This window comes from Actinosynnema sp. NPDC091369 (genome assembly GCF_044757065.1).
GTDB lineage: Bacteria > Actinomycetota > Actinomycetes > Mycobacteriales > Pseudonocardiaceae > Actinosynnema.
In genome coordinates this window covers 1423253-1445883 of the sequence record NZ_JBIVUG010000001.1, presented here as the reverse complement: position 1 = coordinate 1445883, position 22631 = coordinate 1423253, and the positions used below count along the sequence as shown (strand labels likewise).

The window sequence follows — 22631 nt, the reverse complement described above, 5'->3', positions numbered from 1 at the left end:
CCGGTCGTGCCCCTGCCTGAACGACGCTACGTGATCACCTTCGGCTGCCCCGACCGCACCGGCATCGTGGCGCGGATCTCCTCGTTCCTGGCCGAGCACGGCGGCTGGATCGTCGAGGCGGCCTACCACACCGACCCGACCACCAACTGGTTCTTCACCCGCCAGGAGGTGCGGGCGGACTCGCTGCCGTTCGACCTGGAGGAGCTGCGCGCCCGGTTCGCGGAGGTGGCCCGGGACCTGGGCGCGCACCCCGGGTCGTGGCGGGTGTCGGACTCCGGCGAGCGCAGGCGCGTGGTGATCCTGGTGTCCAAGGAGGGGCACTGCCTGTACGACCTGCTGGGCCGGGTGGCCTCGCACGAGCTGGACGTGGACGTGGCCGCGGTCATCGGCAACCACGCCGACCTGGCCGGGATCACCCGGGCGCACGGCATCCCGTTCCACCACGTGCCCTTCCCGGCGAACGACCCGGAGGGCAAGGAGGCGGCGTTCGCGCAGCTGCGGCAGCTGGTCGACGGGCACCGGCCGCACGCGGTGGTGCTGGCGCGGTTCATGCAGATCCTGCCCCCGGAGCTGTGCGCGGACTGGGCCGGGCGGGCGTTGAACATCCACCACAGCTTCCTGCCGTCGTTCGTGGGCGCGCGGCCGTACCACCAGGCGCGCAGCCGGGGCGTGAAGCTGGTCGGCGCGACGTGCCACTACGTGACCGCGGACCTCGACCAGGGCCCGATCGTGGAGCAGGACGTGATCCGGGTCGACCACACCGACTCGATCACCGACATGGTGCGCAAGGGCCGTGACATCGAGAAGGTCGTGCTGGCCCGGGGCTTGCGGTGGCACCTGGAGGACCGTGTCCTGGTGCACGGCAACCAGACCGTCATCTTCTGACGGAACCCCGGTCCGGGCGGGGTCGCCGCACGTAGGCTGCGCCGGTGCGCACCGAGTACACCGACCTGGAGCAGGTCCGCGCGGCGACCGAGCTGAGGCACGCCGTGCTCGTCGGCCTCGACCTGGGCGAGGAGGAGCTGCGCGTGCCGATGGACGGCGCGCTGTTCCTCGGCTGCACGCTCTCGCCGCTCGCCCAGCGGCGGGCGGCGGCGGCCGGGGCGCTGGTGTTCCCGGCCATCCCCGACCTGCCCTACGACGTGTACCGGTCGCGGCTCTACACGCCGGCCGAGCTGTTCGCCGGGTTCGACCCGGACGACCCGGTCTCCTACGCCGAGACCCCGGACGCCCGGATCTACCGGCACAGCCGGTCGCAGGGCCACAACCCGGACCCGCTGCACGCGCTCGCCGAACGCCTGCACGACCACGCGATCACCGAGGCGCTGACCGCCGCCCTGCCCGAACGGCCGGTCGCCGTGATGGGCGGGCACGCGCTGGGCCGCGACACCGACGGCTACCGGCGGGCCGTGGAGCTGGGCGCGGCGCTCGGCGCGGCCGGGTTCACCGTGCTGACCGGCGGCGGTCCGGGCGTGATGGAGGCCGTGCCGCTGGGCGTGCGCGTCGGCGTGGACGAGCCGACGTTGAAGGACCTGGCCGAGGCGCCGAGGTTCGGCGGCGACGCCGAGTCGATCGGCCGCTGGATCGCCGCGTGCCCGACCGACCTGCCCACCTCGGACCGGCCGCGCACGATCGGCATCCCGACCTGGTTCTACGGCCACGAGCCGCCGAACCCGGCGTGCGAGCTGCACGCCAAGTACTTCGCCAACTCGGTGCGCGAGGAGGGCCTGCTCACCGTCGCCACCGGCGGGATCATCTACACGCCGGGCAGCGCGGGCACCGTGCAGGAGGTGTTCCAGGACTACTGCCAGAACCACTACGGCTCGGTCGGCCCGGCCGCGCCGATGGTGTTCCTGGGCGAGGCGTTCTGGGTGGACGAGGTGCCGGCCGCGCCGCTGGTGCGGACCCTCGCCCGGGGCCGTGAGGCGGAGCGCTGGATCCTGGTCACCGACGACGCCGACGAGGCCGTCGACTTCCTGCGCGGCTACGCCGGCTAGCGGGCCAGGCCCTCGACGACCTCCGCGCCCGGCAGCTTCGCCAGCACGTCACCGGGCACGAGCAGCTTGCTGCCCCGCACGCCGCTGCCGATCACCAGTTCCGGCGCGGCGGCGACCTCGGGCGACACCAGCACGGGCCAGTCCCCGGGCAGGCCGACGGGCGTGATGCCGCCGTACTCCATGCCGCTGAGCGACACCGCGTCGTCCATCGGCGCGAACGACGCCTTGCGCGCGTCCAGCCTCCGCCGCACCACGCCGTTCACGTCCGCGCGCGTGGTCGCCAGCACGACGCACGCCGCGTACCGGACGGTGTCGCCGCGCTTGCCCGCGACGACCACGCAGTTCGCCGACGCCTCCAGCGGCGAGCCGTAGTGCGCGCAGAACTCGGCCGTGTCCGCCAGCGTCGGGTCGATCTCCGCGACCGCGAGCCGGGCGCCGTCCGCCATCGACCTCAGCGCGGCGGCGACCGGGTCGGCCACCAGGTCGAGCCGGTCGAGGACGGGCAGCGGGGTCAGGGTTCCTGCGATGGTCCACACGCCGACCATCCTGCCGGCCGCGCTTGACCTTGACGTTACGTCAACCTCTACCGTTGTCGGCACAGGGAGGGAGCACGGACATGGCCTGGTCGATCGCGCAGGTCGCGCGGATGTCGAAGGTGACTTCGCGGACGTTGCGGCACTACGACGCGATCGGCCTGCTCGAACCGGCGTGGGTCGGTGACAACGGCTACCGCTACTACGAGCGGGAGCAGCTGCTCCGGCTCCAGCGGATCCTGCTGCTGCGCGAGCTGGGCCTGGGCCTCGACACCGTGGCCGAGGTCCTGGACGGGCGGCACCGGGCGGTCGACGTGCTGCGCAACCACGCGCGGTGGCTGGCCGCCGAGCAGGACCGGCTGGCGAAGCTGGCCAAGACCGTCTCCCGCACGATCGAGGAACTGGAAGGGGGTGACGAGGTGAAGATGGACGAGCTGTTCGAGGGGTTCGACGCCGACCGCCAGGCCCGCTACGAGGCGGAGCTGGTGGAGCGGTACGGCGAGGGCGTCCAGCAGCACATCGACGAGAGCAGGGGTCGGATGCGCGGCTGGGACCGGGCCGACCGGGACGGGTTCATGGCCGAGTGGGCCGCCGTCGGCGCGGCCTACGCCGAGCTGTTCGAGGCCGGTGCGGCGGTCGACTCGCCGCGGGCGCTGGACGTGACCGACCGGCACTACCGGTGGATCTGCCGCAGCTGGACGCCGAACCGGGAGTCCTACACCGGCTTGGGTCGGCTGTACGTCGACGCGCCGGAGTTCAAGGCGCAGCTCGACGAGCACGCCGAGGGCCTGGCCGAGTACGTCCGCGACGCGATCGCGGCGTACGCGGCGACCAGGCTCTAGCGAGTCCACGGGGAGGTGCACATCCCCGTGGACCCGGGCCGGAGCCGTCCGGCGTCGTCAGATGTCCTGGAGCCCGAAAGCCTTGAGCGCCTCGCGGTTGAACGCGGGCAGGTCGTCGGGCTTGCGGCTGGTGACCAGGGTCCACCCGGCCATGTCGCAGACCCGCACCTCCTCGTCGGACCAGTCGCCGCCCGCGTTGCGGATGTCGGTGGCCAGGCTCGGGAACGAGGTCAGCATCTTGCCCCGCACCACGTCGGCCTCCACCAGCAGCCACGGCCCGTGGCAGATCGCCGCGACGGGCTTGCCCGCGGCCACGTGCTGCTTGACGAACTTCACCGCGTCGCGGTCGAGGCGCAGGTTGTCCGAGTTGGCCACCCCGCCCGGGATCACCACGCCGTCGTAGTCCATGGGGTCGGCGTGCGCGAACGGCACGTCCACGTCGAACGTGTCGGCCGGCGTCAGGTGGTCGAACGCCCGCACCTGCCCCAGCTTGGGCGCGAGCAGCCTCGGCACGGCACCGGCCTTCTCCACGTGCTGCCAGGGCTCGGTCAGCTCGACCTGCTCGATGCCCTCCGTGTCGACCAGGAATGCGATCCTCTTCTGTTCGGCCATGCCCTTCGGCTACCCGCGCAGGAAGTCGGACAACCACCCGCGGACGTCGCCGCGGTGGGTCAGCCACGACGGCACGAGCTCCAGCCGGCCGTTCGGGAACGAGGCCGCGACCTGCTTGGCCACGTCCTCGGGGTGCAGCGGGTCCCGAGTCGCGCCGATCACCAGCACCGGGGCCGTGACCCGGGCCAGCACCGCGCGGTCGGGCACCGCGACCTGGCCGGGCAGCGCGGCCAGCGCGTCGTCGAGTCGGGCGAACGCCCGCCGCCGTTGCGCCTGGTAGTCGGGCGGCCCGCCGACGGCGGTGATCGCCTCCTCGCGGCCGAGCAGCCGCCGGGGCTCGTCCAGCACGGCGGGCAGCAGCAGCGCGACCCGCTCGAACGCGTCGGGTTCCCCGGCCAGCAGGGTCAGCAGCGCGCCCGCGGTCAGCGACACGCCGAGCGCCCGGGTCGCGCCGGTCTCCCGTGCGACGGCACGCAGGTCGGCGGCGATGCGCGGGTAGGTCCAGTAGCCCTCGGGCGCGTCCGGTGCGTCGCCGTACGAGGGGAGGGTGACCACGACTTTCGTGCCCGGCAGGCCGGACGTGGGCAGCCGTGCTTCACCGGGTGTCGCGCCCAGGCCGTGGCCGACGAGCGTGACGGGCGCGCCGGAGCCGAAGCTCCGGTGCGTCACCACCGCGGGCCGCGCTGGACCTCGATCAGCCGGGGCCGGACGTCGACCACGTACACCGTGACCGCGACCAGCCCGGCGAGCCAGAACATGCCGCCGGCGGAGAACGGGTGGAACAGCAGCAGCGCGAACGCGCCGCCGCCGGTGATGCCGAGCCACGCGGGCTTGGTCATGCGCTCGGCCGCCGTGTAGGCGTCCGCGCGCTGCGAGAGCGCGTGCGCGAACGCGAACACCCCCATGACCAGCGCGGCGTAGTAGGCCGCGAACATGACCCAGATGTCCAGGTAGAGCGGACTGAACGGGGGGAATGGTGGCAACACGCCTCCAGCGTACGTGCGCGGCGCCGTCGCGGTACAGCCGAAACGGGGCGCCCTCGGTCAGGACGCCCCGTCACGGTCGGATCACTGGCCGCTGTCGGTCGGCTTCTTCGCCGTGGTGGAACGGGTGGCCGCGGTCTTGGTCGGGCTCGCGGGCTTGGCGACCGGCTTGGTCGCGGTGACCGGCTTGGTCGCGGCGGGCTTGCGCGGCGCGGCCTTGCGGGTGGTCTCGCGGACCTCGGCGGCGACGTCGCCGCCGACCTCGACCACGGTCTCGGCGAGCTTCTCGGTCGCGTCGTCCAGGTCGTCGGCGACCTTCTCACCGACCGCGCGGGTGCGGCGGGACACCTTGCCGAGCACGTCGTCGGCCAGCACGCGGGCGTCCGCGGCGGCGGCCCCGGTGCGCTTCTGCGCGGTCTCCACGGCCTCCTCGACCTGGTGCAGCGCCTTCTGCAGGCCCGGCTGGGTCTTCAGCTTCTCCAGCGCCTCCTCGCCGTGCTGGGCGAGGAACTGGTAGAGGTTCAGCGCGGACTGCGTGTAGGCGTCCACGACCTTGCGCAGCTCGGCCGGGTCGAGCCGGTCGCGCAGGTCCTTCTTCAGGTCGGCGGCCTCGGCGGCGCTCTTCGCCGACTCGGCGCGCTCGCGGGCCTTGTTCAGCGCCTCGATGACGGCCTTGGCGGCCAGGTCACCGGCGCCCAGGGCGGCGAGCAGCGGGGTGCGGGCGGCGGCGACGGCCTGCTCGCCCGCCTTGCGCAGTTCCTCGGTGGTGGGCAGGTTCGGCATGGAGATCACTCCTCCGGCTCGGTCTGGGTGGCGGTGTTCTCCGCCTTGGCGGTGTTGTGCGTGCCCGCCGCGCCGGCGGTGTTCTCCCGCCGGAACGACTCGTAGACGTCGAGCAACACCTGTTTCTGCCGCTCGGTCAGGTCGGGGGCGGTGACGATGGCGTCCGCGAGGGCGCCGCCCTCGCGCTGCTCCAGGATCCCGGCCTCGACGTACAGCGCCTCGGCGGAGATCCTCAGCCCCTTGGCGATCTGCTGCAGGATCTCCGCGCTCGGCTTGCGCAGACCGCGTTCGATCTGGCTCAGGTACGGGTTGGAGACCCCGGCGAGCTTGGCCAGCTGCCGCAACGAGATCTTGGCCGTGTTGCGCTGCTGGCGGATGTACTCGCCGATGTCGCGGCCGAGATCGGCCACCGCCTCGTCGATGGACTTGTCCAACTTCGCGGCACCTCCTCGATCCACTGACGACCGTACGCGGAGGTGCTAGCTCTTGCAAGCGCTCTGCTAGCGATCCGGACGTGTGCTCGCCCACAGGGCTACCGTGGACCGCGTGGACGTCGCGGCGGACCTGCGCGCCCGGCTGGCCGAGTCGCTCGTGGCCGCCGGCGTGCTGCGCGACCCGCAGTGGGTCGACGCGTTTCGGCAGGTGCCGAGGCACGTGTTCCTGCCGGGGTTCTTCGCGCCGCGCCCCGACGGCGCCTGGGAGCCGGTGACCGACCGGCACCCGGACCACCTCGCGCTGGTCTACCGCGACGAGGTCTGCGTGACCCAGCTCGACAACGACGACCGGGCGTGGCAGCAAGCACTCGCCACCGGCGCCGTGCCGGGGGTACCCACCAGTTCGTCGAGCATGCCGACGATCATGGCGATCATGCTGGAGGCGCTGGCCGTCGCGCCGGGCGACCGGGTGCTCGAGGTCGGCACCGGCACCGGCTACAACGCCGCCCTGCTCTGCCACGCGCTCGGCGACGCCCGGGTCACCACGATCGACGTCGACCCCGGCGTGCTGGCGCGGGCCGAGGCGCGGCTGGCCGCGGCCGGCCACCAGCCGACGTGCGTCGCGGGCGACGGCGAGCAGGGGTACGCGCCGCGCGCCCCTTACGACCGCGTCCTCGGCACGTGCGCGGTGTCCCGCGTCCCGACGGCGTGGCCGGCGCAGACCGCGCCCGGCGGGGTGATCGTGACCACGTTGAACCGGGCCATCGGCGCGGGCCTCGTGCGGCTGACCGTGCGGGACGGGCTGGCCACCGGTCGGGTGCTGCCCGAGGACGGCCGGTTCATGCCGTTGCGCGCGCACCGGCAGGCGTGGGCGGACGAAGCGCTGGTCGCGGCCCTGACCGCGGAGCCGACGACGTCGCGCACGACCCTGTTGTCCTCGCGCGCGGTGCTCGACCCGGCGGGCGGGTTCGAGTTCTTCGCCGGTCTGGCGCTGGCCGAGGTGGCGGTGGCGGGCGACCCGATCCGCCTGGTCCACCCCGACGGCTCGTGGGTCCGGCACCGCGGCGCGGTCGTCGACCAGGGCGGGCCGCGCGCGCTGTGGGACGTCGCCGAGGCCGCCTACCGCCAGTGGCGCGCGCTGGGCGAACCCCGGCGCCACCGGTTCACCTTCACCGTGACGCCGACGTCGCAGCACTTCGCCCTGGACGGCACCTCCCTGACCTGGCCCCTCCCGTGAGTCCTGCGTTCGGAACGCGCGAGTCCTACGTTCAGGACACCCGAGTTGAACGCTGGGAACGCGCGGGCGGGCCGTTCAGTCGAGCAGCTCTTCCAGGAAGCTGCGCCGGCGACGCGGCGGGTAGTGCGGGTCGTAGTACCCGACCGGGTACACCTGCGGAGGCGGCGGCACGGCGGGCGCGGTGCCGGGCGGCGGCTGGTACGGGGGCGGCGGACCGGTGTGCGTGCCCGGCGGCGGCTGGTAGGGCGGAGGGGGACCGGCGGGCGCGACGGCGACCTCGCCGTCCACGGGCGGCGCGGGCTCGACCGGCGCGGCGCCCTCGGCGGGCGGCGTGCCGTCGACCGGCACGGCCACCGTCGGATCGGCGGCGGCCACCGGCACCGGAGCGACGGGCACCGGCGTCACGGGCACCGGCGCGACCGGCACCGGAGCTGCGGGAACGTGCACGGGCACGCCCTCCGGCCGGTACGGCTGCGCGTAGTGCGCCCGCTCGGCGGCGATGATCTGCTCCAACTCGCCGCCGTCCAGGAACACGCCCTTGCAGTTCTCGCACTGCTCGATGTGAACGGAACCACGGCTGATGGTCCGCATCAGGTCCTGGCACTTCGGACAGATCACGTATTCGAGGGTACGCACGACACAGGGGTGACCGTGTCACCACCAATAGTGATCGGTCAGTCATGATGCGGTGGTGTCCAGATTCCGCCAGCGGGCCGTGCTCACCGGGTGCGTGCTGGCCGCCGTGCTCGCCGCGGCCGGCCTGTTCGTCACCGACTACGGCATCGACCCCGACCTGTGGTTGACCGGCCTCGCCCTCGGCTTCCTGGCGCTGCTCGCCGCGCTGGACCCGTGGCTGCACCGCAAGCGCGCCGCGGGCCTGGCCACCGACGACAACCTCGACGCCGCCGCGAGCGCCCTGGCCCGCGCCCTGCACGCGCAGTGGAACGAGGAGTGCCGCGCCCGCGGCCTGGGGGAACACCTCCTCGACCTGCACTGGAGCGCCACGCGGGGCGAACCCGGGCACAGCGACGCGGTCGTCCGCGCGTTCCAGCGCACCCCGCGCATGGTGTTCCTGGGCGAGCCCGGCGCGGGCAAGAGCACGACCGCGATGCTGCTCACGATCGGCCTGCTCGACCGGCTCGTGGACGGCCCGGTGCCGTTCCTGCTGCCGCTGTCCACGTGGAACCCGGAGGCGGAGGACGTCCGCACCTGGATGACCCGGCGGCTCTACGAGGACCACCCGGCGCTGCGCAACACCGAGCTGTACGGCAGCTACGCGGGCGACCTGCTGGTCGAGCAGCGGCGGATCTTCCCGGTGCTCGACGGCCTGGACCAGCTCCCGCCCGAACGGCGCGCCGACGCGCTCGACCGCATCAACCGCGCGTTCCCCGGCTCGCACCCGCTGGTGCTGACGTGCCGCACCGAGGAGTTCGCCGAGCTGACCGCCACCGTGCCGAACGCGCAGGTGGTGGAGTTGCAGCCGTTGGACTTGGAGGAGGTGGCGGGCTACCTGCGGTCGGTCTCGGACCCGGTCACCGCGGCCCGCTGGGAGCCGGTGTTCCTGCACCTGCGCGACGAGCCGGACGGCCGGCTGGCCGAGGCGCTGTCCACGCCGCTGGCGGTGTGGCTGGCGGGCGTCGTCTACGGGTACGGCGAGCCGAGCGAGCTGCTGGACCGCAACCGGTTCCCCGACCGCTTCGCCATCGAGAACCACCTGGCGGACTTGCTGGTCAGCGGCGCGTTCGGTGATCGCGGGGTGGCGCACCAGGCGCGTGCCAGCCAGGTGTGGCCCCGGGAGAAGGCGGCCCGCTGGCTCGCGTTCCTGGCGGGCGAGATGCGCCGGCGGGGCGTGCGCGAGCTGGGCTGGTGGGAGCTGCGCCGCTCGGTCGCCGGCACGTGGCTCGCACTGCTCGGCGCGGTCGCGCTCGGCCTGATCGGCGGGTTCGGCGTGGCCTGGCTGATGGCGTACGCGAGCACGCCGAAGCTGGCCCCGATCACCGGCCTGGCCGCCGGGGTGGCGGTGGCGGTGGCGGCGCTGTACGCGTCCGGGCACCGCGTGCCGAAGCCCCGGCTGGGCGTGTGGCGCAGCCTGGTCGTGGTCAGCGGGGTGCTCGGCACGGCCGCCGGCCTGGTGTTCGGCGCGCTGTACGGGTTGTCCGCGGGCCTGGTGGTCGGCCTGGGCATCGGCGTGGCGGTGGCGCTGCGGTTCGGGTTGGGCAGCACGGCCGAGCTGAGCCACCCGTCCAGTCCGAAGTGGACGATGGCGCGGGACCGGATCGCGGTGTGGACGGGCTCGCTGGTGCTGGCGGTGGTGTTCGGCGCGGCGGCCGGGCTGGTGTTCGGGCCCAAGCAGTCCGGCATGGTCGGGCTCGGCCTGGCCTGCGGGCTGATGCTCGGCTTCACGCTGTCCGTGCTGCACCTGCGCTGGTGGTGGTTCACCGTGGCGCGGGTCTGGCTGGCGCTGCGCGGCAAGCTGCCGTGGGAGCTGATGGTGTTCCTGGAGGACGCGCGCAAGCTCGGCGTGCTGCGGCAGGCCGGGGCCGCCTACCAGTTCCGCCACGCCCTGGTGCAGGACCGGCTGGCGGGCGACCGCCCGGCGCAGGTCAGGTCAGACGCTGAGCTTGCGTAGCCGCGAGATCGCCTCGTCCAGCACCTCGTCGCGCTTGCAGAACGCGAACCGCACCAGGTGCCGCCACTGGTCGGGGTGGTCGGTGAACACCTGCACCGGCACGGCCGCCACGCCGATCCGCTCCGGCAGCTCGCGGCACAGCTGCGCGCCGTCGGTGAAGCCGAGCGGTCGCACGTCCGCGGTGATGAAGTAGGTGCCCTCGCTGGGCCGCACCGCGAACCCGGCGTCGGCCAGGCCGTCGGACAGCCGCGAGCGCTTGTCCTGCAACGACGCGCGCAGGCCCTCGACCCACTCCAGTTCGTGCCGCAGCGCGTGCGCCACGGCCGGCTGGAACGGCGCGCCGCCCACGAAGGTCAGGAACTGCTTGGCCGCGCGGGCCGCGCCGACCAGCTCCGCCGGCCCGCACGCCCAGCCGATCTTCCAGCCCGTGCAGTTGAACGACTTGCCCGCGCCGGAGATCGTCACGGTCCGCTCGGCCATGCCGGGGAACGTGGCCAGCGGCACGTGCGCGAGCCCGTCGAAGACCAGGTGCTCGTACACCTCGTCGGTGATCGCCACGATGTCGTGCTCGACGCACAGCGCGGCCACGGCGGCCAGCTCGTCGCGGTTGAGCACGGTGCCGGTCGGGTTGTGCGGCGAGTTGAGCAGCAGCGCCCTGGTGCGCGGCCCGATGGCGGCGCGCAGCGCGGCCACGTCCAGCCCGAGCCGGCCGGTGCCCGGCTCCTCGACCAGCCCCACCGTGCGGCGGGTCGCCCCGGCCAGCGCCACGGACGCCGCGTAGGAGTCGTAGTAGGGCTCGATGAGCACGACCTCGTCACCGGGTTCCACCAGCCCCAGCAACGTCGACGCGATGGCCTCCGTGGCGCCCACCGTCACCAGGACCTCGGTGTCGGGGTCGTAGTGGGTGCCGTAGCGCGACCGGTGCTCGGCGATGGCCTGGCGCAGCTCGGGCGTGCCGGGGCCGGGCGGGTACTGGTTGAGCCCGGCGTCGATGGACGCCTTGGCGACGTCGAGCATCCCGGCCGGGCCGTCGGTGTCCGGGAAGCCCTGCCCGAGGTTCACCGCCCCGGTGCGCGTGGCCAACGCCGTCATCTCGGCGAAGATCGTCGAGGTGAACGGCCTCATCCTGGTGACTAGCGCTGGTGCCCGCACAAGGCCGAATCTTCACGGACAATGCAGGGGTGGAGCAACTGACCCCCGCTGACCAGCTCAAGCGCCAGGGCCTGCGCCGGATGAAGCTCGTGGCGACCGGCTTCTTCCTGGCCGCGACGGTGATCTTCCTGGTGGCCCTGCTGTTCGAGGACGGCGGCCCGGCGTGGATCGGGTACGTCCGGGCCGCGGCCGAGGCGGGCATGGTCGGCGCGCTGGCCGACTGGTTCGCCGTGACCGCCCTGTTCCGCCGGCCGCTGGGCCTGCCGATCCCGCACACGGCGATCATCCCGACCCGCAAGGACAGCTTCGGCGACGCGCTGGGGTCGTTCGTCGGGACGAACTTCCTGTCCGAGGCGGTGGTGCGGGACAAGCTGCGCCGGGCGGGCATCGGGCGGCGGATCGGCGAGTGGGTCAGCCGGCCGGAGCACGCCGAACGGGTGACGTCGGAGCTGGCCAACGTCGTGAAGGGCGCGGTGACCGTGCTGCGTGACGACGACGTGCAGGCCGTGGTGGAGCAGGCGGTGGTGCGCCGGTTGGTCGACCAGCCGTGGGGTCCGCCGCTGGGCAAGCTGCTGGGCCAGGTGCTCACCGACGGCGCGCACCACAAGCTCGTGGACCTGGTGTGCGACCGGGCGTACGACTGGGTGCGGGACAACTACGAGAAGGTCATGGGCGTGGTGTCGGACCGGGCGCCGTCGTGGTCGCCGAAGTTCGTCGACTCGCTGCTGGGCGACAAGGTCTACACCGAGCTGCTGAACTTCGCGTGGGCGGTGAAGACCGACGTCAACCACCCGATGCGGCTGGCGGTGGACCAGTTCCTGATCGAGTTCGCGGCCGACCTGCGCACCGACCCGGCGACCATGCAGCGGGCCGAGCAGGTCAAGCAGCAGGTGATCGAGCACCCGGACGTGCAGCGGCTGATCGGGTCGGCGTGGGGCACGGCGAAGAAGATGCTGCTCGACGCGGCCGAGGACCCGTCGTCGGAGCTGCGCAAGCGGGTGCGCGAGGGGCTCATCGCGTTCGGCCGCCGACTGGTGGAGGACGAGTCGATGCGCGCGAAGGTCGACGGGTGGCTCGAGGGCGCGGCGGGGTACGTGGTGACCAACTACCGCGGCGAGATCACCACGCTGATCACCGACACCGTGGAGCGCTGGGACGCCGAGGAGACCTCGCGCAAGATCGAGCTCCAGGTCGGGCGCGACCTGCAGTTCATCCGCATCAACGGCACGGTCGTGGGCGCCCTGGCCGGCCTGGTGATCTACACCGTCGGTCAGCTCGTGACGTGACCTGAGCGTTCGACTCGGGGCGCCCGGACGTAGGACACACGCGCTCCGAACGTAGGACTCGCGCGTGAGTCCTACGTTCGGGCTCCGAGTGTCGAACGCTCAGGTACCCCGAGTTCCACGCTCAGGTGACGCTCAGGGCGCGGCGTTCCCGCCAGTTCCGCGCCTTCTCCCGGTTGCCGCACGTCTGCATCGAGCACCAGGTGCGCGAGCGGTTGCGCGAGCGGTCGAAGAACGCCCACCGGCAGTCGTCCGCCTGGCAGATCTTGAACCGCTCCCACGTCCCGAGCACGGCCAGCCGCGCCGCCGCGCCGAGCACCGCGCCGAGCGCGTCGGTGCTGGACATCGTCGGCACGCCGTGGCTGAGGTCGACGCGGATCAGGCCCGCGACGGGGGTGGGATCGGGTCCGTCGTGCCGTTCACCCAGCGAGGCCCGCAGCGAGGCGCGGACGGCGCGGACCTCGTGGGGATCACCAGCCCGGCCCAGGCCGCGTTCGGTGACCCACGCGCGCCAGGCGGCGGCGCTGTCCAGGACGTCCGTGCCGAGTTCGAGGTCCCGGGTGTTCAGGAAAGCGAGCAGCAGCTCCACATCGTGTTCCGCATCGCCGGCTCGACCCTGCGTGAAAGCCGCGTGGTCCCAGCCGGCCGCCAGACCAGTCACCCCTCCACTGTAGGCGTCGGAGAGGGCCGATGTGGCGAAGTAACCGTCAAACCACCGTGATCGGTTACTCCGACTGCCCGTTCGGACCACCGGTCCCACTGGTCCGATCAGGCTATGAACCGGGTGTATACACCGTGTGTATAGTCGCTCCCATGTCGATCGGACACACCCTGCTGGGCCTGCTCGAGAAGGGCCCCCGGCACGGTTACGACCTCAAGAAGGTCTATGACGAGCGCTTCGGCCACGACCGCCCGCTGCACTACGGGCAGGTCTACACCACGCTGTCGCGCCTGCTCCGCAACGGCCTGGTCGAGGAGGCCGGCGTCGAAGCGGGCGACGGGCCGGAGCGCAAGCGGTACGCGATCACCGACGCGGGCGTCACGGACGTCGAGCACTGGCTGGGCACGCCGGAGAAGCCGGAGCCCTACCTCCAGAACACCCTCTACGCCAAGGTCGTGCTGGCCCTGCTGTCCGGCCGCAGCGCGGACGACGTGCTCGACGTCCAGCGCGCCGCCCACCTGGTCACCATGCGCGAACTGACCAAGCGCAAGGCCCGCGGCGACCTCGCCGACCAGCTCATCTGCGACCACGCCCTGTTCCACCTGGAAGCCGACCTGCGCTGGCTGGAGCTCACCGCCGCGCGCCTCGGCCAGCTCAAGACGGCGGTGACCCGATGACCGACGCGGACGTGACGTCACGCGCCCTGCTCGAAGCCGTCGACCTGCACAAGTCGTTCGGACCGACGCCCGCGCTGGACGGGGCCGGCCTGCGCGTGCGCGCGGGCGAGGTGGTCGCCGTGATGGGCCCGTCGGGCTCCGGCAAGTCGACCCTGCTGCACTGCCTGGCCGGCATCCTCACGCCCGACCGGGGCACGGTCCGCTACCGCGACGTGGAGCTCAGCGCGATGGGCGACGGCGCGCGCAGCGAGCTGCGGCGCACCGACTTCGGCTTCGTGTTCCAGTTCGGCCAGCTCGTGCCGGAGCTGAGCTGCCTGGAGAACGTGGCGCTGCCGCTGCGGCTGGGTTCGGTGAAGCGCAAGGAGGCCGAGTCGCGCGCCCGCGAGTGGCTGGAGCGGCTGGAGGTCGCCGACGTCGCGGACAAGCGCCCCGGCGAGACCTCTGGCGGCCAGGGCCAGCGGGTGGCCGTGGCCCGCGCCCTGGTCACCGGACCGCGCGTGGTGTTCGCCGACGAGCCGACCGGCGCGCTCGACTCCCTCAACGGCGAGCGCGTGATGCAGCTGCTGGTCACCGCGGCGAAGGAGACGAACGCGGCGGTGGTGCTGGTGACGCACGAGGCGCGGGTGGCCGCCTACTCCGACCGCGAGGTCGTGGTGCGCGACGGCCGGTCCCGCGAGATGGAGCCGGTCACGTGAGGCGGTGGCTCCCCGACCTCGCGCTCGGCGTCCGGCTCGCGCTCGGCGGCGGCCGCACGTCGTGGGTGCGCCTGGCGCTGACCGGCGCGGGCATCGGCATCGGGGTGGCCGTGCTGCTGGCCGCGTCCTCGGTGACGACGGTGCTGTCCGAACGCGCGGAGCGGCAGGCCGCGGCCTCGCCCGTCGTCGACCGGACGGCGACCGGTGACGTGCTGTACTCCCTGTTCTGGAACACCGACTACCGCGGCGACCCCATCACCGGCCGGTTCGTCAACCCCGGCGGCCCGAACGCGCCGGTGCCGCCGGGCACGCCGAAGGTGCCCGCCGACGGCGAGATGTTCGTGTCGCCCGCGCTGGCGGACCTGCTGGCCTCGCCGGACGGCGAGCTGCTGCGGGAGCGGTTCCCGCAGCAGGTGATCGGCACCATCGGCCGGGAAGCGCTGAACGCGCCGCACGACATGGTGTTCTACGCGGGCGACGCGACCGTGCCGCGGGAGGGCAGCGACCCGGTCGTCCGGTTCGGGGGTGAGCGGCAGGACCGCACCCTCGACCCCATCCTGTCCCTGCTGATCATGGTCGGCGTGGTCGCGCTGCTGTTCCCGGTGCTGGTGTTCGTGGGCATCACCACCCGGCTGGCGGGCGCCGAGCGCGACCGGAGGCTGGCGGCGTTGCGGCTGGTCGGCGCGGGTGCGCAGCGGGTGCGCCGGATCGCGGCGGGCGAGGCGCTGCTGGGCGCGGTCGTCGGCCTGGCCGTCGGCGCGGCGCTGTTCTTCGTCGCGCGGCAGTTCGTCGAGAACGTCCGGCTGCTGGGTGTCAGCGTGTTCATCGGCGACATGACCCCGTCGCTGCCGCTCGCGGTGCTGATCGCGGTCCTGGTGCCGGTCATGGCCGTGGTGACGGCGGTCGTCGCGATGCGCCGCACGGTGATCGAGCCGCTGGGCGTGGTGCGGCGGACCAAGCCGGTGCGGCGGGTGCTGTGGTGGCGGCTGGTGCCGGTCGGCCTCGGCGCGGCGGCGCTGCTGACCCAGGCGGGCGCGTTCGGCGGCGCGGTGAGCAGCGGGTCCGCCGAGATCGTCATCGGCGGGATCATCCTGCTGCTGCTGGGCATCCCGGTGCTGCTGCCGTGGGTGGTCGAGCGCACGGTGGGCCGGCTGCGCGGCGGTGCGCCGTCGTGGCAGCTCGCGATCCGCAGGCTCCAGCTGGAGAGCGGCACGGCGGCGCGCGTGGTCGGCGGCGTGGCCGTCGTCCTGGCGGGCGGGATCGCGCTGCAATCGGTGATGGCCAGCGCGGAGAGCGAGGTCGTGGACCGGCCCCTGCCGGAGGTCGACCGGAGCCGGATCGTGGTCGTGCTCCAGGAGTCGACGCCCGAGACGACCGAGCAGACCGTGGGCCTGCTCCAGCGGTCGGTCGGCGTGGAGCGCGTGCACCCGTTGCGGAGCGTGGCGTTCAAGCTCGGTGAGGACTACTACTCGGCGACCGTCGGCACGTGCGAGGTGCTGCGGGCGACGGTCGCGCTGCCGAGCTGCGCGGAAGGCGACTCGTTCCACGTCGCCGAGCCGTCGGGTCCGGGCTCCGGCCGCCCGGAACCCGAACCGGGGCAACAGGTCGGGGTCTTCGCGAACGACCAGGAGCAGGAACCGAGTCTGAAGTGGACGGTGCCCGCGTTCACCGAGGTCGCCGGGTCCGACGACGATCCGATGGGCGTTTCCGGGCTGCTCGTCACGCCGTCCCTGGTGCGGGACCTGCCGGCCGCCGCGGGCCACACGAGGGTGCTCGTGCAGGTGGACCCGGACCAGCCGGACATCGCCGAGCACGTCCGCAACGCCGTGGCGCCGATGACGTGGCGCGCCTACACCGCCTACTACGGCCAGGTCGACCTGTCCGACCGCATCAAGGAGTTCCAGAGCATCCGGCAAGCGCTGCTGGCGGGTTCGCTGGTCACGTTGCTGCTGGCGGGCGCGAGCCTGCTGGTGTTGGCGCTGGAGCAGGTCCGGGAGCGCAGGCGGCCCCTGGCCGTGCTGGCGGCCAGTGGTGTGCCGCGCGACGCGCTGGGCCGGTCGCTGCTGTGGCAGAACGCCGTGCCGCTGCTCCTGGCGCTGGTCGTGGCCGTCGGCGTGGGCGGCGGGCTCGCGGTCCTGCTGCTGCGGATCATCTCCCAGCCGATCGTGCTCGACTGGCCGGGCATCGGCGTGCTCAGCGCCGCCGCCGCCCTCCTCGTCGTGGTCGTGACCCTGCTGTCGCTGCCGTCCCTGCGACGGGCCACCGGCGCCCTCGGCCTGCGCTCCGAGTAGGTCCGAGGCGGACGTCGCCGCCCCCGACGCCCCCAAGCCCGGGGCGGCGACGTCACCAGCGGTCGGCACACCGAAGCCACGTTCGGGCGCTCCGAGGCGTCTAAGGAGATGTGACCCCATTCCCGCACCACCGCCACCACACCGCCCGCACGGGCGACCGGAGCGCCCAGGGCGTGCTCCGATGAGGTGGCTCGCCGACCTGGTCCTCGGCATCCGGCTGGCGGTCGGGGGCAGCCGGACGTCGTGGGCCAGGTTGGCGCTCACCGCCGCGGGCGTCGGCCTCGGCGTCACCGTGCTGCTGCTGGCCGCCTCGATCGGCCCCGCGCGGGAGGCGAAGTCGCAGCGCGTGCAGGCGGCGTCCCTCGACTCGACCGCGGCCGGTGCGACGCTGAAAGCCCGTCACGTCACCGTGTCCTGGCAGGGCCGGCTGATCACCGGCGTGGAACTGGCCGCCACCGCGCCCGGCGCGCCCGCGCCGCCCGGCGTCGGCCGCGTCCCCGGACCGGGCGAACTGGTCGTCTCGCCCGAGCTGCTGGACCTGATGCGCACCGACGACTCGGTCCGCGCCCGCTTCCCGGAGAGCGTCATCGGCGTGATCGCCGACGCGGGCCTGCCCCGGCCGAAGTCCCTGACCTTCTACGCGGGCCTGGCCGACGACCACCTCGACAGCGCCCACCCGGCCGCCGGGTTCGGCAGCGGCCGGTCACCGGCCACCCTGCCGCCGATCTACCGGCTGCTCATGGTCGCCGCGATCAGCGCCCTGCTCGTGCCGCTGGGCATCTTCGTGCTGGTCGCCACCCGCCTCGGCGCGACCGGCCGCGAGCAGCGCCTGGCCGCGATCCGGCTGGTCGGCGCGTCCCGCACCCAGCTCCGCTGGATCGCCAGCGGCGAGACGCTGACCGGGGCCGTGCTCGGCCTGTTCGTCGGCGTGGCCCTGTTCTTCGCCGCCCGGCCGCTGGCCCGGTTCATCGAGGTGGAGGGCGTCGGCTTCTTCCCCACGGACCTGCTGCCCGACCCGCTGCTCGGCGCGCTGATCGCGGTCGGCGTGCCGGTGGTGGCCGTCGTGTCGGCCCTGCTCGCCCTGCGCACCGAGGACGTCGGCCCGCTCGGCCTGTCCCGCGCGGTCGAGCTGCCGCGACGCCGGGCGTGGTGGCGGTTCGCGCTGATCGGCGCGGGCGCGGCGCTGATCGTCGTCATCTCGGTGATCGGCAGCTACTGGCAGGTGATGGCCGACGCGCGGCTGTCGGTCGGGCTCGGCGTGGGCATCGCGCTCGTCCTCGCCGGCACCGGCGCGGTGCTGCCGTGGCTCGTCGGCGAGGTCGCGCACCGCCTGGAACCGGACGGCATCGCGCCGCTGCTCGCGCTGCGCACCCTGCGCTTCGACGCGGGCACGCCCCGCGTGCTGTCCGGCGTCGTCGTGGTGCTGACCGGCTCGTTGACGTTGCAGGTCCTGCTCGGCGTGGCGGCCCAGTTCACCGCCGCGCCGCCGGTGGACGCACCCGACCGCTGGGTGCTCGACCTGCCCCGGCAAGCCTCCGTGCGACCGCTGGAGGAGGCGATCGCGCTCGTCGGCGGCGTGCGGCAGGTCAGCGAGGTGCGCATGCACGTCGTCGACCGCACCTCCATCACCAGCACCGACTGCGTCGAGATCGCCGAACGCCTCGACGTGCGGGACTGCGTGAACGGCTCGGCGTACCTCGTCGGGTCCGGACCGGAGCCGGGCGCCAAGCTCAAGGTCAACGGGCAGGACTGGGTCGTGCCGCCGCACAAGCCGGCCCGGGGCGGGTTCTGGGGGCTCGTCGTGGCCGGCGGGGCCGATCCGGTGCTGGCGTCCCTGCCGCCGACCGAGCTCGTCGTGCGGGGCGACCCGGACGAGTCGTTCGGCGACCGCCTGCTCGCCGCCACCGGCCGCGCCGACCGGGGCGTCACGCTGCGCCGCCAGTTCGAGGCCGGGCAGGTCGAGCTGTTCACGTCCCTGCGCAGCGGCGTCATCGGCGGGTCCGTGCTGCTCACCCTGCTGGCCGTGATCGGCCTCGCGGCGGCGGCCGTGGACCAGGTCTTCGAACGCCGCCGGCCCACGGCGGTGCTGGCCGCCAACGGCGTGCCGCCCAAGGTGCTCGCGGTGTCCGCGCTCTGGCAGACCGCGATCCCGGCGGCGCTCGGCATCGCGCTGGCCATCCCGATCGGCCTGGGCACGGCGTGGCTCGTCGCGCCGTCCGGGCGGTTCCGCGTCGACTGGACCGAGATCGCCACCACGGTCGCCGCGGCGGCGGTCGTCGTGCTCGTGGTGTCGCTGTGCACGCTGCCCGCGCTGCGCTCGGCGATCCGCCCGGCGAGCCTGCGAACCGAGTAGCGACGCAGCGAGACGATCACCGGTTCCCCCGACCACACCATCGAGCGGCGACGGTATCCCCAGGTCAGACCCGGTGCTCTCAAGGTGCATGCGAGATTGCGACAACACCGAGCTGCTCGTCCTCGCCTGCCGCGGCGACGCCGCCGCGTGGCACGAGATCGTCCGCCGCTACGTGCGCCTGGTCTGGGCGGTGCCGCGCTCGCACCGGCTCAGCCGGGAGGACGCGGCCGACGTCTGCCAGGCCACCTGGCTCGCGCTGGCCGAGAACCTGTCCCGCATCCGCCGGCCCGACCGGCTGGGCGCGTGGCTGGTCACGACCACCCGGCGCGAGACGCTGGCGGTGCTGCGGTCGCGCGGCCGGGAAGTGCCGACGGACCTGGCGAACGCCGCCGCTCGCGCCGACGACGGGCCGACGCCGGAAGAGGCGGCGCTGGCCCGTGACACCGGGCTGTGGCGGGCGTACGCGACGCTGACCGACCGGTGCCGCGAGATCCTGCGGCTGGCCGCGTTCGCGCCCGAGCTGTCGTTCACCCAGGTCGCCGAGGCGGTCGGGGTGCCGGTGAACAGCCTGGGCGCCACCCGCGGCCGGTGCCTGGACCTGCTGCGCCGCCGACTCGGGGTGGCCCGGTGATCGGCGTGGAACGGGCGTGCGGCGACCGGGCGCTGCTCGACGCCTTGGCCGCGGTGGTGGACGGGTTGGACCCGACGCCGGAGCACGTGGCCGTCCGGGCGCGGACCGCGTTGGGTGAGCGCACCGACGCCGTGCCGCTGCGGTTGCTGTCGGACTCGGTCTTCGCGGACCCGCCGGGCGGGCCGCGGCGGATGGCGTTCAACGGGCTCGACCTCCGGCTTTCGCCTGGCGGTGGCGCGGTGCGGGTCAGCGGGTCGGCTCGGGTGGGTTCGGTGGCGGTGGTGCGCTGGCCGGGAGGGTCGGCGGTGTCGGCGCTGGACGCGGCCGGGTGGTTCCACGTCGAGCGGGTGCCGTTCGGGCCGGTCCGGTGCGTGCTGCGGGGTGCGGGCCCGGACCACGCCACGCCCTGGTTCGTCGCGTGACGCCGCGGGACCGGCTCGCGCTGCTGGAACGGGAGCTGCGCGTGCTGTCGCGCTCGGCGGCGGTCGGGCGTGCGGGCGTGCGGCTGGACGACGTGGTGGACGCGTTGGGCGAGCGGGCGTTGCTGGTGCTCATCAGCCACCGCGGGCGGTTGGTCGGCGCGTCCGTCGTCGGCGGGCGGGTGCGGGTGCACGACTTCGGCGTGGCGCGGCACGTTCCGCCGTCCGGGGACGTGGCCGCGCTCGACCGCCTCCTGCGGCCCGCCGGTGACCGCGCGGTGGTCGTGGTGCCGAGCCCGGAGCTGGCCCGGGTGCCGTGGGGCGCGCTGCCGTCGGCCCGGGGGCGCGCGGTGTCGGTGGCGCCGTCGGTCGGGTGCTGGTTCCGGGCTGCCTCTCGGCCGTTGGCGGTGGCCGAGCGCCTGTGGGTGGCCGGGCGCGCGGGGCGGGAGGTTGACGCTCTGCGCGCCGCGCACGGTGGTCGCGTCTGTTCGACGGTCGATGACGCATTGCGCGGAATGATCAATGCGGATGTCGTGCACTTCGCGGCCCGCGGTGTGCGGCAAGACGAATTGTTTTCGTATTTTTCGTTGGCGGACGGGCCGCTGCACGGGCACGACTTGGCGGGTTTGGCGCGGGTGCCCTCGGTGGTGGTGTTGCCCGCCGGCGAATCGGGATTGGCGCGGCAGTTCTTGCGGCGAGGTGCGCGTGTCGTCGTGGAGAGCGTCCAGGGCTCGGTGGACGAACGGGTGGTGGGCCTGATGGCGGAACTCCACGCGAACCTGGACCACCCGGCGCAAGCGCTTGCGGACGCTCAGGCCCGGCACGGTGACCTGGGCTTCGTCTGCCTCGGAGCGGGGTGACCGTGCGTTTCCCTTCACCCATTCGAGGGACGGCTATTCGGGTGTCGCAGGCCGTTGGTGTCAAATGCGCCGGTCAGGCGTCCACACGGGACTTCCCGCCGCCGTCCACACCGGACATTTCACACCCTCACCCCATCAGGGGGACACGACGGACTGTGTTCACGGACCGGTGGGACGACACGGACAGCCGCACCGCACCGCCCTTCCGAGCGGTTTCCGCCGGAGAACGTTCGAAAATGCGGTTCCCAGTGCTAGACATAGCAGAACGTGGACCTCGAACGGTCCGTCCCGTTCGCCTTACCCCGGAGCGGTGGTGATCCACAGTGGCTACTCCCTTCGCGGTGCGCCGCGGCGGATCGCTGCTGCTGCGGACGCTCACCGTCAGCGGGTTGGCCGCGGCGGCGTGGTTCGTGTGCGCTGGGGTGGCGTCCGCGGGCGAAGACCACTCTGACGAGGTAGTGAAGGCGCTCGACGCGGTGAACGCGACGTTCGGCGGACCGCAGGCCGCGGTCGTCGACCAGGCGGTCGCCGAGGCCGTGCCGGCGAAGCTCGCGCCGTTCGCGACCGTCACGCACGAGCCTCAGCCGATCGAGTCGACCCAGTCGTTCGAGTCATTCCCCGCGGTCGCGCTGTTCACCGCCGACCTGACCGGTGCCGACGCGTTCACCGCCGCTCCGCTGTCCGCGATGGCGGGCCCGGGGGAGGCGGAGACCTACCGCTACCCGGACGCCGACCCGTACTCGGACGGCACCGGCGAGCAGAGCTACGAGGGCTACGGGTACTCGGGCGGTTCCAGCGGCTACGGCGGGTACAGCCACTCGGGCGCGGTGTCGAACACGATGCCCGCACCGCTGCACGAGGCGAAGGTGGCCGCGAAGGCCGTCGCCCGCGAGGCGGAGGCCCGAGCCAGGGCGGCCGTGACGCCGACCGCGGCACCCGTGGTCGCACCGGCCCGCGCGGTCGTGCCGCTGTTCGCACCTCTTTCCCCGCCGGCTCCGGCCGTCCCACCGGCCACCCCGGACGCCGAGGTGGTCTGGGAAGCGCCGCAGCCGAGCGCACCCGCCCCCGCGCCGAAGCAGGCACCCGCGCCGAGCGCGCCCACGGCGTCCTCGGGCAGCGCGGACAGCGGCGGCGGCCACCGGGGCGGCGTGCTCGCGTCGCTCACTGGCCAGTCCGACCCCAAGCCGTCGGCCGCGTGGTCGGCCGAGCGCTGGGACGACGGCCGCACCCCGGGCAGCGTTCCAGGGCTGCCGAGCACGTCACCCGACTGAGTCACACGGGACCCGTGTGCCCTGAGCACGCGCGATCGCACACCGTCTGACCGGTTCTTCTCCCCCGCACCACACCTGTTCGCGCACGAACCGCGAAGCTCCCCGTCCTGCCAACCGCGCCCTGGCAGGAACGGGTGAGGTCCCGTCGCCGCGCTGCCCCCGCGACGCCGGGACCGACGGGAACCTGCGGCAGGGGACGCCAATCCCTGGAGCGTCCCCGCCGCAGGTCCACGAACCGCCGTCGGGCTCCGGCTCACCGAGGGGCTGCGCCGGACCCGACGGCCGGGA

23 protein-coding genes are annotated in these 22631 nt (G+C 73.7%); 14 read left to right on the top strand and 9 right to left on the bottom strand.

What is annotated here, in order from left to right; genetic code table 11:
• The first annotated feature begins 6 nt into the window (after positions 1–6).
• Positions 7–885: a formyltetrahydrofolate deformylase gene (gene purU / locus ACIQMJ_RS07205; RefSeq protein WP_499760047.1), complete on the top strand. Its 879-nt coding sequence runs from the start codon at positions 7–9 to the stop codon at positions 883–885.
• Between the two features lie 44 nt (positions 886–929).
• Entirely contained in the window at positions 930–1997 is a 1068-nt protein-coding gene (locus tag ACIQMJ_RS07200) for an LOG family protein (protein ID WP_499760046.1), read from the top strand.
• Here ACIQMJ_RS07200 and ACIQMJ_RS07195 read toward each other — a convergent pair.
• Complete coding sequence (locus ACIQMJ_RS07195; protein ID WP_499760045.1) at positions 1994–2542, bottom strand: YbaK/EbsC family protein; 549 nt, start codon at positions 2540–2542, stop codon at positions 1994–1996. The two genes, ACIQMJ_RS07200 and ACIQMJ_RS07195, sit on opposite strands and share 4 nt — an antisense overlap.
• A 71-nt stretch (positions 2543–2613) precedes the next feature.
• Here ACIQMJ_RS07195 and ACIQMJ_RS07190 point away from each other — a divergent pair, with 71 nt between their 5' ends.
• Entirely contained in the window at positions 2614–3372 is a 759-nt protein-coding gene (locus ACIQMJ_RS07190) for a MerR family transcriptional regulator (RefSeq protein ID WP_499760044.1), read from the top strand.
• Between the two features lie 57 nt (positions 3373–3429).
• Here ACIQMJ_RS07190 and ACIQMJ_RS07185 read toward each other — a convergent pair whose 3' ends face one another.
• The 5 genes from ACIQMJ_RS07185 to ACIQMJ_RS07165 form a co-directional block, all read right to left on the bottom strand.
• Entirely contained in the window at positions 3430–3984 is a 555-nt protein-coding gene (locus ACIQMJ_RS07185; RefSeq protein ID WP_499760043.1) for a type 1 glutamine amidotransferase domain-containing protein, read from the bottom strand.
• 9 nt (positions 3985–3993) lie between these two features.
• Positions 3994–4656 carry an alpha/beta fold hydrolase gene (locus tag ACIQMJ_RS07180; protein ID WP_499760042.1) on the bottom strand — a complete coding sequence of 221 codons (663 nt, stop codon included), beginning with the start codon at positions 4654–4656 and terminating at the stop codon, positions 3994–3996.
• The gene (locus tag ACIQMJ_RS07175; protein ID WP_281291785.1) at positions 4650–4934 is read right to left on the bottom strand and encodes a DUF2516 family protein; all 285 of its coding nucleotides are present in this window, start codon (positions 4932–4934) and stop codon (positions 4650–4652) included. The genes ACIQMJ_RS07180 and ACIQMJ_RS07175 overlap by 7 nt, the downstream gene beginning before the upstream one ends.
• A gap of 117 nt (positions 4935–5051) precedes the next feature.
• Positions 5052–5750, bottom strand: coding sequence for a hypothetical protein (locus tag ACIQMJ_RS07170; protein WP_499760041.1), 699 nt, complete (start codon positions 5748–5750; stop codon positions 5052–5054).
• A gap of 5 nt (positions 5751–5755) precedes the next feature.
• Positions 5756–6184 (bottom strand): helix-turn-helix domain-containing protein, encoded by a 429-nt coding sequence (locus tag ACIQMJ_RS07165; protein WP_499760040.1) that lies wholly within the window; start codon positions 6182–6184, stop codon positions 5756–5758.
• Positions 6185–6296: 112 nt separating this feature from the next.
• On the opposite strand from ACIQMJ_RS07165, the gene tgmC reads away from it, so the two are divergent.
• On the top strand, positions 6297–7421 hold the full coding sequence (gene tgmC, locus ACIQMJ_RS07160; protein ID WP_499760039.1) for an ATP-grasp peptide maturase system methyltransferase: 1125 nt from the start codon (positions 6297–6299) through the stop codon (positions 7419–7421).
• A gap of 75 nt (positions 7422–7496) precedes the next feature.
• Here the strand turns inward: tgmC and ACIQMJ_RS07155 are convergent, their stop codons facing one another.
• Positions 7497–8039, bottom strand: a complete 543-nt coding sequence (locus ACIQMJ_RS07155; RefSeq protein ID WP_499760038.1) for a TFIIB-type zinc ribbon-containing protein — start codon at positions 8037–8039, stop codon at positions 7497–7499.
• A 73-nt stretch (positions 8040–8112) separates the two neighbouring features.
• On the opposite strand from ACIQMJ_RS07155, the gene ACIQMJ_RS07150 reads away from it, so the two are divergent.
• Positions 8113–10050 (top strand): NACHT domain-containing protein, encoded by a 1938-nt coding sequence (locus tag ACIQMJ_RS07150; RefSeq protein WP_499760037.1) that lies wholly within the window; start codon positions 8113–8115, stop codon positions 10048–10050.
• Here the strand turns inward: ACIQMJ_RS07150 and ACIQMJ_RS07145 are convergent.
• Positions 10030–11202 (bottom strand): pyridoxal phosphate-dependent aminotransferase, encoded by a 1173-nt coding sequence (locus ACIQMJ_RS07145; RefSeq protein WP_499760036.1) that lies wholly within the window; start codon positions 11200–11202, stop codon positions 10030–10032. The two genes, ACIQMJ_RS07150 and ACIQMJ_RS07145, sit on opposite strands and share 21 nt — an antisense overlap.
• A 29-nt stretch (positions 11203–11231) precedes the next feature.
• Between ACIQMJ_RS07145 and ACIQMJ_RS07140 the strand changes: the two genes are divergently transcribed.
• On the top strand, positions 11232–12488 hold the full coding sequence (locus ACIQMJ_RS07140) for a DUF445 domain-containing protein (RefSeq protein ID WP_499760035.1): 1257 nt from the start codon (positions 11232–11234) through the stop codon (positions 12486–12488).
• A gap of 121 nt (positions 12489–12609) precedes the next feature.
• Here ACIQMJ_RS07140 and ACIQMJ_RS07135 read toward each other — a convergent pair whose 3' ends face one another.
• A complete protein-coding gene (locus ACIQMJ_RS07135; protein ID WP_387485768.1) occupies positions 12610–13146 on the bottom strand; it encodes a CGNR zinc finger domain-containing protein in 537 nt (178 codons plus the stop codon).
• A 152-nt stretch (positions 13147–13298) separates the two neighbouring features.
• On the opposite strand from ACIQMJ_RS07135, the gene ACIQMJ_RS07130 reads away from it, so the two are divergent.
• The 8 genes from ACIQMJ_RS07130 (at position 13299) to ACIQMJ_RS07095 (ending at position 22343) form a co-directional block, all read left to right on the top strand.
• Positions 13299–13823, top strand: coding sequence for a PadR family transcriptional regulator (locus ACIQMJ_RS07130; protein ID WP_499760034.1), 525 nt, complete (start codon positions 13299–13301; stop codon positions 13821–13823).
• The gene (locus ACIQMJ_RS07125; RefSeq protein WP_499760033.1) at positions 13820–14518 is read left to right on the top strand and encodes an ABC transporter ATP-binding protein; all 699 of its coding nucleotides are present in this window, start codon (positions 13820–13822) and stop codon (positions 14516–14518) included. Before ACIQMJ_RS07130 ends, ACIQMJ_RS07125 begins: the two co-directional genes overlap by 4 nt.
• Positions 14515–16809: an ABC transporter permease gene (locus tag ACIQMJ_RS07120; RefSeq protein WP_499760032.1), complete on the top strand. Its 2295-nt coding sequence runs from the start codon at positions 14515–14517 to the stop codon at positions 16807–16809. Before ACIQMJ_RS07125 ends, ACIQMJ_RS07120 begins: the two co-directional genes overlap by 4 nt.
• Positions 16810–16990: 181 nt before the next feature.
• Positions 16991–19162 (top strand): FtsX-like permease family protein, encoded by a 2172-nt coding sequence (locus tag ACIQMJ_RS07115; RefSeq protein ID WP_499760031.1) that lies wholly within the window; start codon positions 16991–16993, stop codon positions 19160–19162.
• Positions 19163–19250: 88 nt separating this feature from the next.
• Positions 19251–19793, top strand: coding sequence for an RNA polymerase sigma factor (locus ACIQMJ_RS07110; RefSeq protein ID WP_499760030.1), 543 nt, complete (start codon positions 19251–19253; stop codon positions 19791–19793).
• Positions 19790–20215 (top strand): hypothetical protein, encoded by a 426-nt coding sequence (locus tag ACIQMJ_RS07105; RefSeq protein WP_499760029.1) that lies wholly within the window; start codon positions 19790–19792, stop codon positions 20213–20215. Before ACIQMJ_RS07110 ends, ACIQMJ_RS07105 begins: the two co-directional genes overlap by 4 nt.
• Positions 20212–21072: a CHAT domain-containing protein gene (locus ACIQMJ_RS07100; RefSeq protein ID WP_499760028.1), complete on the top strand. Its 861-nt coding sequence runs from the start codon at positions 20212–20214 to the stop codon at positions 21070–21072. Before ACIQMJ_RS07105 ends, ACIQMJ_RS07100 begins: the two co-directional genes overlap by 4 nt.
• Positions 21073–21395: 323 nt before the next feature.
• On the top strand, positions 21396–22343 hold the full coding sequence (locus ACIQMJ_RS07095; protein ID WP_499760027.1) for a hypothetical protein: 948 nt from the start codon (positions 21396–21398) through the stop codon (positions 22341–22343).
• Positions 22344–22631 lie beyond the last annotated feature (288 nt).